11 protein-coding genes and 1 pseudogene are annotated in these 12,968 nt (G+C 58.8%); 2 read left to right on the forward strand and 10 right to left on the reverse strand.

Annotation, left to right across the window (positions count from 1 at the left end):
* Positions 1 to 4 precede the first annotated feature (4 nt).
* From RGCCGE502_RS31445 to RGCCGE502_RS31475, 7 genes are all read right to left on the reverse strand, one after another.
* On the reverse strand, positions 5 to 1,438 hold the full coding sequence (locus RGCCGE502_RS31445; RefSeq protein ID WP_016558271.1) for a B12-binding domain-containing radical SAM protein: 1,434 nt from the start codon (positions 1,436 to 1,438) through the stop codon (positions 5 to 7).
* 12 nt (positions 1,439 to 1,450) lie between these two features.
* Positions 1,451 to 2,920: a B12-binding domain-containing radical SAM protein gene (locus tag RGCCGE502_RS31450; RefSeq protein ID WP_016558272.1), complete on the reverse strand. Its 1,470-nt coding sequence runs from the start codon at positions 2,918 to 2,920 to the stop codon at positions 1,451 to 1,453.
* Entirely contained in the window at positions 2,920 to 3,870 is a 951-nt protein-coding gene (locus tag RGCCGE502_RS31455; RefSeq protein ID WP_141652449.1) for a class I SAM-dependent methyltransferase, read from the reverse strand. The genes RGCCGE502_RS31450 and RGCCGE502_RS31455 overlap by 1 nt, the downstream gene beginning before the upstream one ends.
* A gap of 121 nt (positions 3,871 to 3,991) precedes the next feature.
* Positions 3,992 to 5,050 (reverse strand): amino acid--tRNA ligase-related protein, encoded by a 1,059-nt coding sequence (locus RGCCGE502_RS31460; protein WP_016558274.1) that lies wholly within the window; start codon positions 5,048 to 5,050, stop codon positions 3,992 to 3,994.
* Between the two features lie 101 nt (positions 5,051 to 5,151).
* On the reverse strand, positions 5,152 to 6,297 hold the full coding sequence (locus RGCCGE502_RS31465) for a hypothetical protein (protein ID WP_016558275.1): 1,146 nt from the start codon (positions 6,295 to 6,297) through the stop codon (positions 5,152 to 5,154).
* 102 nt (positions 6,298 to 6,399) lie between these two features.
* Positions 6,400 to 7,221, reverse strand: a complete 822-nt coding sequence (locus tag RGCCGE502_RS31470; RefSeq protein WP_141652450.1) for a hypothetical protein — start codon at positions 7,219 to 7,221, stop codon at positions 6,400 to 6,402.
* A 330-nt stretch (positions 7,222 to 7,551) separates the two neighbouring features.
* Positions 7,552 to 7,785, reverse strand: coding sequence for a hypothetical protein (locus RGCCGE502_RS31475; RefSeq protein WP_016558277.1), 234 nt, complete (start codon positions 7,783 to 7,785; stop codon positions 7,552 to 7,554).
* A gap of 168 nt (positions 7,786 to 7,953) precedes the next feature.
* On the opposite strand from RGCCGE502_RS31475, the gene RGCCGE502_RS34795 reads away from it, so the two are divergent.
* Positions 7,954 to 8,961 carry a nucleoside-diphosphate kinase gene (locus tag RGCCGE502_RS34795; RefSeq protein WP_016558278.1) on the forward strand — a complete coding sequence of 336 codons (1,008 nt, stop codon included), beginning with the start codon at positions 7,954 to 7,956 and terminating at the stop codon, positions 8,959 to 8,961.
* A 694-nt stretch (positions 8,962 to 9,655) separates the two neighbouring features.
* Here RGCCGE502_RS34795 and RGCCGE502_RS31485 read toward each other — a convergent pair.
* The 3 genes from RGCCGE502_RS31485 to RGCCGE502_RS31495 are packed head-to-tail and all read right to left on the reverse strand — an operon-like array spanning position 9,656 to position 11,323.
* Positions 9,656 to 10,897: an AMP-binding protein gene (locus RGCCGE502_RS31485; protein WP_016558279.1), complete on the reverse strand. Its 1,242-nt coding sequence runs from the start codon at positions 10,895 to 10,897 to the stop codon at positions 9,656 to 9,658.
* A gap of 1 nt (position 10,898) precedes the next feature.
* A complete protein-coding gene (locus RGCCGE502_RS31490) occupies positions 10,899 to 11,096 on the reverse strand; it encodes a hypothetical protein (RefSeq protein WP_016558280.1) in 198 nt (65 codons plus the stop codon).
* A gap of 17 nt (positions 11,097 to 11,113) precedes the next feature.
* Positions 11,114 to 11,323: a hypothetical protein gene (locus RGCCGE502_RS31495; RefSeq protein WP_016558281.1), complete on the reverse strand. Its 210-nt coding sequence runs from the start codon at positions 11,321 to 11,323 to the stop codon at positions 11,114 to 11,116.
* Between the two features lie 647 nt (positions 11,324 to 11,970).
* Here RGCCGE502_RS31495 and RGCCGE502_RS31500 point away from each other — a divergent pair.
* Positions 11,971 to 12,968, forward strand: a pseudogene (locus tag RGCCGE502_RS31500) (IS66 family transposase); the annotation flags it as partial.

A 12,968-nucleotide genomic window follows, 5' to 3' on the forward strand; every position in this document is an offset into this window, starting at 1 on the left:
CGTGTCACTGCTCCGGTTGCCGGGCTTCCCACTGCTCGATAGCGCTAAGCAGCGCGCCACGGATCTGTTCAAAATCGCCGCCGGCCGCGGCTGCGGCGAATGCAGCATCGGCGACGCTCTGCGCGTCCGGATTCCTGAAACCCCACTGCGGCACCGGCCACTCCGGATTGAGATAGCCCTTTGCAGCATATGCCTTCCAGATCGGTGTTCCCGGATGGGCGACTACCTTGTTGAGGAACTGAAACGAGCCGCGATAGCCAACCGAGTCGACGACATTGAGCGTGCGTCTCAGCTCAGGAACCGTGATCTCAGGATGATAAGTGATGATGCCCGGGACTACATCGATCCCGAGATCACTGGCGATGCGGAGGCGGTCATTGATGTACTGGGGGAGAGCTCTGTTCACATACAGCTTGTCATATGCGTCCAAGGTATCGGCGCTTGCAGTCTCGATCCCAACGAAGACGCGATGCAGGCCCGCCGAGCGCAGCACCGACAGCGTCTCTCGGTCCATCGAATCGACGCGGCAGTCAATCATGAAAGGAATCGACGACAGGCCGCGCGACTTGTACAGCGCGCCGAAGCGCCGCGCCCGCTCTTGCGAGGCGGGATGCTTGGTGACGAACAGGTCGTCGGTGATCGTCACATGATCGATTCCGAAGTCGGTCGCGAGATAGTCGATCTCATCTACGACATTTTCGATACTCTTTTCGCGATGACCGCCCTGGCCGCTGCGCGCTGACACCTGGCCAGTGGTGCAGAAGCTGCAGCGATACGGGCAGCCCCGGCTGCTGTAGACTCCGGCACTCAGGCCGAGCGCCAGCACTGCCCGGGTGTCGTCGCGTGCGATCCACGGAATATCATCGAGGTTCAGCGGCGGCGGGGCTTGGAGCGTGACGCGAACCGTCTCGCGCGTGAGCACCCCGGGCAGCTGATCGAACGGGTCGCCGTCCGCAGCGGCCGCGCACAGCGCTGGAAACGCGACCTCGCCCTCACCGGCCACGATAGCATCGAATACCTCGTAGTCGTTCAGGATGCGGTCGGCATTGAGCGTGGCGAAATCGGCGCCGAGCACGGTGACAGTGTCGGGCCAACGTTCTTTGACCCGGCGCGCGAGCGCGACATTTTCCACAAACACCTGATTGGGGCCGGAGAAGCCGACCACAGCAGGAGGCTCTTTGCCGGCCCGATCGAGTATGGCCCGCCAAATCTCGTCCAGCGACTTGTGTAGAAGGATCTGGCCATTGACCAGCGATACCTGTAACCCCTTTTGTCGACAAGCCGACGCTAGGGCCTGCAGGCCCAAATGCTCGCCGGGGAAGGATTTTAGTGCACTCGGAGAGACGTGCTGGCTCTGCAACTCGAAACAAGAAAGCTTACCTTCCATGCCAAGTTCCTGCAACTCCCAGAGTGTTGGCGGATTGACGAGGATAATCATGTGAGGTGCTTCCTATGTTGGAGCGGCGAGAACGTCCAGGCCTGGCTGCTGGTCGGCAAGCCATGTATGCACGCCCTGTTCGAAAATCGTCCGTACCGCGTCGAAGCCTAGTCCCGCAGCAACGGCCTCCAGGATGTCGCGCTCCAGCGCGGCGGCACGATCGGTCAGGAACGTCCATCGGGGCACCGGCCACTCGTCGACCAGCAGGCCGCGGCGGTGGTAGTCCTGCCACAGCGACGTGCCGGGATGCACGAACAGCCGGTTCATGAACTGAAACGTGCCGCGATAGCCGCTGGCATCAATCGTGCCGAGCGTGCTTAACAGTTCGTTCGGTTCGCTCTCCGGATGATAAGTGATGATCCCGGGCACAATCTCGATACCGAGGTTGGCGAGCACACGCATCTGCCGGTGGACGAAGCCGTTGTCCCGTCCAGCCCGGCCGTAACCCTTGCTGTAGAAGGCGAGTTGCGCATCGCTTCCTGTCTCTACTCCGACGAATACCCGGTGCAGGCCGGCCTGGCGCAACGCCGCAAAGGTCGCGGGGTCGATGGAATCGACCCGCGCATCGATCATGAAAGGCACGTTCAGCGATCGCCGTCGCAGCAGCTCTGCAAACATCGTTGCGCGCTCCCGGCTTTCCGGATGCGAGGTGACGAACAGGTCGTCGACGATGGTCAGATGCGGAATCTCGTAGTCCACCACCAGCCGTTCGATCTCGTCGACCACGTCATCGATCGCGCGTAGTCGATGGCTGCCATGCTTGCCGAGACGGGCGGCGGTTTGTCCGGTAGTGCAAAATGAGCAGCGATACGGACAGCCGCGCGAGGTGTAGATGCCGGCGCTCATGCCTGCGGTGAGCACGAGCGGTAGATGGTCGCGCGCGACCCAGGGCAGTGTATCGAGGTCCAGGGGCGGCGCCGCGGCCGTCGCAAGCTGGGCGCGGCCGTTGGCGTCGCGCGTTGCGACGCCGGCGATATCGGCGAGTGATCGCCCCGCTTTGGCCGCTTCGACGATCAGCGGGAAAGCCCGCTCCCCTTCGCCAACCACCACAGCGTCTAGGCAGTCATAGTCCTGCAGTAGGCGCTCGAAATTGAGCGTCGCGAAGTCATGGCCCATGACGATGCGGGTGTCGGGCCAGCGTGTGCGCACCCTGTACGCCAACGTCAGGTTCTCTGCCAGCACTTGGCACGGTCCCGAGAAGCCGACGGCCGCCGGGCCTCCTGGGGCGGCGGCCACCATTGCCTGCCATGTTTCGTCCAGCGAACGATGATTCGCGACTTGGCCGTTTATCGGCGCTACCGCGAGACCTGCCGCCCGGCAACTGCTGGCCAGCGCCAACAGGCCGAGGTGCTCGCCAGGAAACGACAGAAAGCCCTCGGCACCGGCGGTCTGCCGTTCGAATTCGAAATACGACATCCGCACGGCCAAGCCGATCCGTTCGAGATCACCTAAAGTCGGCGGGTTGACGATCAGCGCGTCCATCAGATCAGGTCCTTTGGGGCCGCGACAATGTCGTGCGCGAACCATCGATCGTACTCGCCCGGCGAGAGGAATAGCGGCGGCTGCTCCTCCATCCCGTCGATCGGTCGCCTCAGCACCAGTTCGAAGAAACTGAGTTGCGCGGCGTTCTCGTTGAAAAGGTCGCAGGTCTCTTGCCAGCGTCGCCGAACCGCCTCGCGGGTGTTTGGCCGCAGATCGGCAAGCGCCGGCCGATCGACCATGTAGTCGACATATGCCTTAACCACCGCCGTAGGCCGGGCGACCACGGGATGCGTGCCCAGCGAAATGACGTCCCAGAAGGACCCGTCTAGGATCATCCGCAACCACTGTCGCTGATCCCAGGGCGGAATGTCGACGCCGATGGTGTTGCGTAGCCGTTGCAGCAACGCCTGTGATGGCGGCTGGACGTAAAAGAAGTTGGTTAGCGTGACGCGGCCCAGCGGCCGCAACACCCGCCGATACTCCGCGAACGCCGCATCGCGACCGTCGATGAAGGTGTTGGCGCCGCCGCACACGATCACATCGATGCTACCAGGTTCGCGGTGCAGGCGACGAGCGTCGCCTATCTCGAACTTTACCCGGTCTTGGAGATCCGGCGGCAGCAGTGCAGCGCGTCGCCGCGCTTCGCTGACGGCCGCGGCATTGGGCTCGATGCCGGTGACCCGGCAGCGGGACATCTTAACCAGTTCGATCGAGGTGAAGCCGGTGTTGGAGCCAATCTCGAGTACCTCGCTAGTGGTATCGATGCCACTGGCAATTGTTTGGCGCCGGAGCGAGACTAACCCGCCCGGACAGCGGTTTGTTTCCTGGATCAACGAAATGAAGCCGACATAGTCAAGGGCGGCAACGTCGTCCGGCGTCAGCCCGTCGTACTGCGCGCGGCTGGCATCAAGCCGCTCGAGATCACCAGAAATGGCGGCAGTCACTGGCACGCGCGAACATCACTGTCGCCTCCCTCGACTGGATCCACTATTGGGCGCACGGTTAGGCAAGCGGCGTGGCCCACGGTGCGCAGGATCCTCGCTGCAGTTAGCTGGTGTGCCGGGGTCCGCATCAGAATGCCCTCGGAATCCCGAGCAGCCGCGGCACCAGCTGCAGGTCGCGAATATCGTCGTGGCCGAGCGCCCAGCACAGCAGCCGCTCAACCCCCAGTCCGAAGCCGGCGGTAACGAGCGGGGCCTCCCGCTTCATCTGCAGGTACCACCGGTAGGGCTCAGGATCGATGCCTCTACGATGCAAGGCCTCCAAAACTTCCGTGGCGGTGGTGTGTCTCTGGCCGGCGCCCACAACCTCGCCGGGACCGCTTAGAACGAGATCGGCATTGAGCGAGCGTAGGTCGCCACGGCGCTCGACGGTAGCTTGATAGAATGGCGTGGCAATTGCATCCCATTCGATCACCCACGCGGCGCCACCCATTTGCTGGGCCAGCGCGCGCTCACCCGAGCGAGTCAACGTGCGGTATCCGGCCGGGTCGTACTCGATGGCGTCAGGAATGTCTGCGAGCATTACGGCGGCCTCGTCGAAAGTAACGCGTGGCGCGCGGCCGCCGGAGGCGAAAATCTGCAGATGGCGAGTACGCTGCTGCAATGTCTGCGTCAGAGACGTCACCTCAAGCAGCGCGCTGGAAAGCGCGGTCATATACGCGTCAACCGTATCGAGCACGTCGGTCAGGTTGCCACGCAGCTCGGCTTCACTATGAAAAAACTCGTTCAGGTGCGTGGTGTCGTGACACTCGCCGCGGAACGACGGCATGATGTAGTAGGCGCCGCGGCCCGTCAGCCGCGTGGCGTATTCGAGCAAGAACTGCATGGAATCGGCGAGGTAGACCCGCTCGCCGTGCAGCTCGATCGCCACCGGCAAAGAGTCACTCCCGAGTCCCATCGGTGACGAGATACTGCCGGTGGTGATCGGAAGGTGCGCGGCGCGCAAGCCGCGCGCGCTGAAGAAGTTGACGGTAGCTCGGGTCACCGCGTCTTGGAGGTCGAGCACCAAGCCATACCACGGGGCGTTCATCGCGACGAGCAAATGCTGGTCCGGATGGCGCCAGGCGCGCGGTGGCTTCGTGGGCACGATTGACGGCTGAATTTGCGTTGTCGGTATTGCAGTACCCACGATACACTCCGCGGAAAGGCACGCTACGTTAGATACTATAGCGTGGCGGGATCTGCCCGCTGGTTGCTAAGCCGGCCGAGGCCGTGTGGCTAGGTCTGCGATCACATCAGTTCCGGCCCGACGGAAAAGCCCGCCGCGGCCACTCGAACCATCACCCGGTCGACAAGCCGATGCTCAGCCTTGCTGGCATAGGCGCCGCGCACGACGAGTTCGGCCTCGCGCGCGGTTGTCGCTCCATCAAACAGCAACGCTATCTCGAATTCGTGCGGCGTCAGGTCGAGGGGTTCATCGAATTGGTTGAGTCGCCCAAGGATCACCCGGTCGTCGTGCGCACAAAAGTCCACGTCAAAGTTGAGATGCGGCAGGCAGATGTCGCCGTAAGTTCGATCCACGTGCGGCCAGGCGCCCGGAGCGCGCGCACCCGCCGTTACGCCCAGCAACCGGCGCTCGGCCCAGGCGAATACTGCGCGTGCAAACGTCGTGATGCGGAGGGCATGCCCTAGCACTGGTGCGCGGTCAGGCCGCTCCGGTGCCTGATGCAACGTCCAGTACAATTGAGCGGCATTTAGTCCGGTCGGGTGGATGCCGAGCGCGGCTTCCCAGTTGGTCGGCAGGCGTTGCAACAGGCGGCTGCGCCACTTGGCGGTCGGATTCGTGAGGTGATGACCCGCTGCGAGCGCGTCCACAGCATGACCTAAAAGGTCCTGCGACGCAAAGACCAGCGAGGCGTAATCGTCAGCTTCGAGATCTCCAGCCATGTCGACTTGAATAGTGCGCGACGTATGGCGGGCAATCTGCAGCTTCAGCCGCGCGAGTTCAGCACGGCTGGGCAGCAGTTCTGTTAGGTCGCTCGCTTCGCCCTCGAAAACGACCGAGCAATGCAATAGCCGGTGCAGCAGCCTGCGGTCACCTATGTTGATATCTGCGATGCGCGTGATATCCCAGGGCAGCGCAGCCCACTTCGCGAAGCGTGCGAGGACGGCCTCGAGCTTCTGCAGCGGCAGCAGCTGAATATCGAACAAGCATGTTTCGACTACCAGCGCCACGTCGTGCGCCGGCAGGTAAGCCGCGTCGCGCGGAGTGATGAGGATCAGGTCGAAGTCGGACATACTGTTTCCCAGTCCCTCGGCCAGCGAGCCCACCGCCAGCAGCAAGTCGTCGGGACCGAGGCCGACGGATGCTTGTGCGCCCGCGACGATCGCAGACATGTCGACGCCTTTGAGACGTAGAAATTCCGTGGTGTTCATCGACTTGCGTTTCCTTGCAGCACGTACTCATGATGTAAGCCGTCCGCGGCGGCCACCATCGCTCCGCTGGCCTCAGCGATGGGATCGCAGATCGGGACCGCTTCAGGTTGGCATGTCGATGAATGCGGTCACGGACAACGCCTTCGCCCGGCAATTTAGCCGCTTCTCGCAACATGCAACGGAACAATCGAAAGCCAGGTTGCCAAGCTCCTCGCTGGTGATCTGGTTGAAATCATGCAGCCGCTTGCGGACCAGATGGTGGAAATCCGGCCGCGCGGCGCGTTGCGAAAGACGCTCGATTAGCTTCGCCGTATAGGCCACATGTCGCAACTCGTCGCGCAGAAGCGAATCTAAGATTGGCGTTATCCGGCCCTTATTCTCGGCGGTCGCATGGACTGAGAGCGCGGGGCGTTGCATCAGGTGATGGATCGTCGTTCGGATCTCGGCGATATTCATCTGAACAAAATCGTCGATAGACGGCGTCTTCGCGTAGGGCGAGCCAGGCACGGGAAACGGCTCCATGTGCATCGAATAATGCGGCGAAAGCTTGCGTAGTTCCAGACGGAACTGGGGGTCTGTCATCCCGGGAAACGCAAAATCGAGCAGCGCCAGATAGAACAAAGCATGCCGGGACTCGTCCACGGCATGCACCTTGAGCTGCAGCCGTTCGTCCTTATCCCGGGAGCAGGCGGCCAGCGACCACAGACGGGTGGCCCCGTCACCCTCACGCTCGGCGTTGGTAATCAGCGAGACTGCCAACCATCGCCCGTCCGAGGCGACGTTGCGGTAGATATCCGAATAGGCCTTGGTGCCGAATGGTGGCGGTTCGTCCGCCAGTGCCTCGCGCAGCGCAGAAAAATAATTCGGGCATGCATCGTCACTTCTGCCATCGAGTGCGACCCTTGCAATCTGTTCAACTCGCATGGGCTCTGGTTCTGCGCTCAGAAGATCGCCGACATTCATCGTCTTCCCGCTTCCATTCCAACCTTTTGGAGACTGCTGATTTCAGAGCCCCTCGATGTCAAATCCACGTCAATTTCAGGCACCCCTTGGTGCTAACAGAGAAAAAATCTCCAGCTCGCGATGCACGACGTCACGTCTCGAATCGTGCAACGTCATCTAAATGCGCACTTGGGCCAAGCTGCATCGCTATGCCGTGCCTATAGCCAAGGATCCAAAGCCCGGCTATCCACACAGCTTTTCATGCCGCCTTCACTAAAGCGCAACAACCGCTGAATGTGTTATGTCACTTTTTTACAGGACTGTAGTCTTGGTATCGAACGGTGCATTCACGGCAATAAAGACGCCGTTAGCGTTCGCATGATTCTTGGCAATTTCGTCCAAAACATGCTGATCAATTTGAACTTTGCCGTTCACGATTCGCCCCGTCAACACAACTGGAATCGTGGTTTGACCAGCTCGGATATCGCTGATCGCCTTCGCAGCTTCTACAACTCGCTTATGGTCTGCATCCTGCGCCTGGGCCATGTCATAGTCCTCCAGATGAAGTCCTTGTCCACCTGCGCTAAGCTGGTGGTGACTACGCAAACTTTACCGTTGCAGATAGTGGCTAATAAAACCTAGCCGCTATAATATTGCACCGAAGATACAACCCCGTCAAACCAAAAATGTCGGCAACCCGCATGGAGAGTATTGATGCAAGCGCGTGCGGATCAGAGCGGCCGCGGTACGCCCCATCTTGAGAACGACATCCTCGACGGGCACGTTGCAGGCGACCCATCTGCGCCGACATGGCGCGCGGTCACGCGCATCCCGGTAAAGGCAGAACTTTATGGACGCGAAACGTATTTTCGGGAGGGACTGACCGACGCCAGCGAGAGTCTCGCAGCCGATATGATCGCGGCATTGCATCGGTCCGCACTCGTGATGCTCAAGCCTGAAGGACTGGCCGGTGGTAAAGCAAGCGCTATCGTCGAATTTCTGCGTGCGCATGGCTTTGGAATCACGGCCGTTATCGAGCACACGCTTTCGCGTCTGGAATGGCGCGAACTCTGGCGCTTCCAGCTAACCGCGGCCTCGCTCGATCGTCTCGCCGTCAACGATCTGATTTTGCAGGATCGGGTGCTGCTGCTGCTCTTGCACGATAATGGTCCACTGCGTGTCCCTGCCACGGTCCGGCTTGGTGTTTTGAAAGGGCCAGCGGACCTCGATTCGCAACCACAGAATTGCCTGCGGCGCTTGCTCGCTCAGCCGAATCGTCTCTTCAGTTTCTGCCATGTCGCTGATGAACCCGCCGATTTGCTCCGCGAACTCGCCATCCTCTGCGACAGGCCGATGCGCCGGTCGGTGCTCTCCCGATTCGCCGTTGGTGTTTTGCCGCGGCGGGAGATACAACTGCTTGACGAAACATTGTTGGCGTCGGATCGGATAGCGCGCGAGTTTGACGTGCAGGCGTCGCTGCAGCGCTTGGCGCAGGCTGCATGCGGATGTTCGGGAGCTGCCACGGAGCGCATTCTCGTTGATATCGCCCGCATGCATCGCGGCGAAACAATTGTCTGGCGCGCGTTCGCCACGGCGGTCGCAGAGGCGGGGCTCGAGATCGATCGGTGGGATTTGGCATTGCTCGGCGCTACCTTCATCGTTCCAGACGAACCCGGCGCGTCAAAGATGATCGGCTCCGTCCGTATCGATTCATGGTTGTAAGGTCGCTGGCGTATATGATCGCCATCCTTGCTTCTGAAGGCAGCCAACCGGGTCGTGCACGCAGTGCAGGTCTTTGTGCACGAGCCCAATGGCGTCCCTTTCAACACCCTAAGTCTCTGGCCATCTTATGCATTCCGGGATCACCCATCCGTCGTCATCAAATTTAGCGATTGCTTCTGTACTAGGCCTTGAGTCAATGCCTTAGCTCAGTCCTCGCCAAGCACTCCGCGCTGGACCGCTGCTCCGTGGAGGCGGCTGAAGACCGCTGGCCAATTTAGGAACGTGAAGTCACCTCGATGCTGCTTACAGCAGAGCGGACTAAACCATACTTCGTTCTAGCGAAGCACCTCGTAGAGCACGGCGCCCACATTACCGAACTTCAGGCATCCCACCGGGAACGTACCCGGCTGGCTCGGCAGCATCTAAGTCGCGGATCTCCGTGTCCATGAAGCGAGGGTCCTGACGGTCGTCGGTACTGCACACCCGAAATGGCTCCGCCGCAACGCGCCGCTATCACCCCAACAGCAACCCATAAACGCTGGAGCGAACTCAAAACTGGATAAAACTTGGGGCAACGTCAATCACAAACGACACGGGAAAGTAGTGGCGCGAAAAACCGACGGTACGGCAGGGAGATATTCTGATCGCGAATGCAGGAATTAGAAACTACTTCGCCGATCGGAAGCAATGTTTTCTAAGACGGACCGATGAACTGAAAACCAGAAACAGATGCTATTTCAACATGGCAGTCGACAATGATTTCTTCGCTAGCCTCTGAAGAAGCAAGACTACTCAAAACCGTACGCTCGACTTCGTTGCGCCCAACATCTTCCGGAACGACTATACTCATTGTCCCTGCTGTTTCCTGGATGAGGGTGAAGCTCCAGATGCCAAGCTTGTTGAGCGCGTTCTTCACAAAGATAGGAACAAAGGGCTGGCCGTGTTTATCGTTGAAAAGAGGTACGTTTCGATCTGGATCAAGTTTAATTCCTATGTCGTTATTGAAGGTAAGCTGCCCCCGGTCACCTGTGAGATACCTGAGGAACGGCATCACCAAATTATCAATGGTAGTGATAACGATGTTGCCGTCCCGCAGTTCGACGAAATGTCTGCTTTGATCCACCACAAGGTAATTTGGACCTGGACGGTCCCAAGCTACAATTCCGCACTCCGTTGACGCGTACACGTCTATGACCGGAGCTGAGAAATAGCTGCCGATTCGGCGCCTTCGTTCGATCGTTAGATAGCTACCTCCAGAAATCACCCAATCCGCCGTCGCGTGCAGTGCGGCGTCCAACCCTACCGCACAGATCAGCTCAAGAAGCTCGGGTCTGGAGGAGATCACGCGGGGTTTCCAGGCCTGAACAAAATGGATTAGCTTTTGGATTTCCGTTTTGCTCCTGAAATCAATAGGAAGATCCAACTGGACTCCTATACGTCGGTCCGGACAGACTGCGATGCTACCGCGCCGGTGATTGCTGTCTGAGATGTTCAGTGTAAGAGTGCCTGAGAAGTCCTCTACTCCCCATGCTCTAAGAATTCTAGGAACGGATAAGAATAGCTCTTCGACGTAAAAATGACCGCTATAAAGTACGGCGAGACCGGGGCCTGTGGAGCCGCTGGTAAACTTAACCGTTATATTGTCGTCAATTAGTGACTTGTTGACATAACTTGACGGCGATCGGACGATGTCTTCTTTCTTCGTCAATGGAATTTCATTGAAATCAAAAAAGCGATGACGGGCACCAAGCGGCGTCTGCGAAGTTCTGTCGACGATACGATCCCGAGTCAGAGCTGCGGAGGTCAAACTTAGCCCTCTCTTGAGGGCAAGTTCAAGTTCTTTAGAATACATTAGCGCAAGATGAAACGGGAAAGGGTCTACCTTAACATCAGGCCAAAATTTCAGACAGGTTTCAATGCTCTTTCCCGCATCCATCTCAACGCGATACTATCAAATTCGCCACGCGCGCGCTGACCGACAAATCGCCGATCTTCAAATTTCGAACAGCGTTTTCTCCGATCGTATCCCTGATACGATCGATCGTATCACCTAGACCCAGCTGTGATAGAACCGCACGGACAGCGTCTTCTGGGACACTCGATGCTGCAGCAATTTCAGTTACTATTTTGTCCATGACCACGCTCTCCTTGGCTAGAGGTTTTTTTTTGCCTCAAGTTGTTGCTTGGCAACCAGATTCGCTTTTTCTGAGAGCTGCTTTTTTGATTCCAGCTGCTGAACAGCCAGCGTCTTGGCCTTTTCCGATAGCTGCTTCTTCGCTTCAAGTTGCTGCGAGCTAAGCGTTTCCGCCTTTTTCGCGAGCTGCTTCTTTGCCTCTAATTGTAACTGCGATGTATCAGTCATTACAAACCTCCTCATTTAATGAAGGAACATGTGTCTTGACGAATTCAACCGCTTCAGGGGATAGACCGGCGAAGAGTCTGCGCGGCGTTAATTCGACGGCATCTAACGTGCAATCTTTTATTAGGTTCGGATCCTTTCCCACAGACGCTAGTCTTACCTGCTCTTCGAATCCGGCTTGGCAGAGGGATGAAAGTGGGCAACAAATGCAGGTCGAACGATCGCGACTGGCAGGCAAGTAACCTCCACGCTCGATGCAAAACTCATCGAACTCAGGACCATCATATGACTTTGCTGGATCCGTGTTGTATCGGCTGGACATTTTCCTCTCCTCCTGCCGCAAGACCTAATACTACATACAATTGTGTATTAGACAATACTAACGCGGAAGGCTACGAAAAGATACTTTAGACGGAGCAATATTGAGAACAGCTCGTCGACATGAACGCGTTCAGCGTTGAAGCTGGGTGAAGGTTTGCGGGAAACGCACGACTCGATCCTTCGTTGACCGCGGCCGCCGCGTTAGCGGGGCAAAATCGGTGGCAGAATTTTAGCGGCCGCTTATAAAAAGTGTGCATAAGCCGGCGCTTTGAATCCGGCTGGTCGGCGCAGGGATTCCTAAGACGGGGCAAATCAGATTCGCTCCGGGCATGGCAAAGAAGCGGCTCCCCTCACCCGAGCATGCCGACACGCTTTCACTGAATGCGTTGCGCAGTCTGGTGACGGGTTTGCTGGAACGGTCGCAGCAGGCGGAAGCCCGACTCGCGAAGCTCGAGGCCCACAACATCCAGCTGCGGGAGGAAAACGCCGCCCTTCGGCTGGACAACACCCGCCTGAAACTCGAGAACCAGCTTTTGCGCGACGAGATCGCCCGACTGAAGAACCTGCCACCGCGACCGCCGTTTCGGGCCTCCGGCATGGACAAGGCAACCGACAGCATGCTTGGCGACAAGCAGCTATCGAAGAAAAAGCCACGTGGCCCGAAGCTGGACGTAAAGCGGGTGAGCCGGCAGGAGATCCTGCGCATCAATGCCCCGGCCGGCTCACGCTTCAAGGGGTACAAAAGCGTCTATGTTCGCGACCTGGTGCTCAAGGCGGAGCTCGTGCATTACCGTCGCGAATGCTGGGTGACGCCGGATGGGAAGACGGTACTGGCAGCCTTGCCGGCGGGGACTATCGGTGGCTATGGCGCCAATCTCAGACGACTGTGCCTGATGTTGCATGCACAAGGACAGGTAACGACCGCGCGTCTGACGACATTGCTCAATGACATTGGTCTCGACATCTCAAAACGCCAGATCGTACGGCTTTTGACCCGGCAGCTGGATGGCTTTGTTGCCGAGGACGCGGCGGTGCTGCATGCCGGTCTGGTGTCGTCGTCTTATGTCACCGTCGACGACACCGGCGCCCGACATTCCCATAATCCATGTTACGCCACACACATCGGCGGCCCTAATTTTACTGTCTTTCGCACCACAAAATCGAAGTCCCGCCTGAATTTCCTGTCGCTACTGCGCGGCGGTTACCAAGATTATGTGCTGAACGATGCCGCGTTCGAATACCTGAAAGAACGCCGTGCAGATGCGGCCGTTACTGCCGGACTTCGCGCTCTTGAACCGCAGCGCTCCTGCAATCAGGTGCCATTCCT

The sequence above is a fragment of the Rhizobium grahamii CCGE 502 genome (assembly GCF_000298315.2).
GTDB lineage: Bacteria > Pseudomonadota > Alphaproteobacteria > Rhizobiales > Rhizobiaceae > Rhizobium > Rhizobium grahamii.

What these genes read in the sequence shown, in the direction of transcription:
- RGCCGE502_RS31485 (WP_016558279.1), bottom strand. Translation starts at nt 10,897, where the DNA reads ATGGATGCGGGAAAGAGCATTGAAACCTGTCTGAAATTTTGGCCTGAT.
- RGCCGE502_RS31445 (WP_016558271.1), bottom strand. Translation starts at nt 1,438, where the DNA reads ATGATTATCCTCGTCAATCCGCCAACACTCTGGGAGTTGCAGGAACTT.
- RGCCGE502_RS31495 (WP_016558281.1), bottom strand. Translation starts at nt 11,323, where the DNA reads ATGACTGATACATCGCAGTTACAATTAGAGGCAAAGAAGCAGCTCGCG.
- RGCCGE502_RS34795 (WP_016558278.1), top strand. Translation starts at nt 7,954, where the DNA reads ATGCAAGCGCGTGCGGATCAGAGCGGCCGCGGTACGCCCCATCTTGAG.
- RGCCGE502_RS31490 (WP_016558280.1), bottom strand. Translation starts at nt 11,096, where the DNA reads ATGGACAAAATAGTAACTGAAATTGCTGCAGCATCGAGTGTCCCAGAA.
- RGCCGE502_RS31450 (WP_016558272.1), bottom strand. Translation starts at nt 2,920, where the DNA reads ATGGACGCGCTGATCGTCAACCCGCCGACTTTAGGTGATCTCGAACGG.
- RGCCGE502_RS31470 (WP_141652450.1), bottom strand. Translation starts at nt 7,221, where the DNA reads ATGCGAGTTGAACAGATTGCAAGGGTCGCACTCGATGGCAGAAGTGAC.
- RGCCGE502_RS31465 (WP_016558275.1), bottom strand. Translation starts at nt 6,297, where the DNA reads ATGAACACCACGGAATTTCTACGTCTCAAAGGCGTCGACATGTCTGCG.
- RGCCGE502_RS31475 (WP_016558277.1), bottom strand. Translation starts at nt 7,785, where the DNA reads ATGGCCCAGGCGCAGGATGCAGACCATAAGCGAGTTGTAGAAGCTGCG.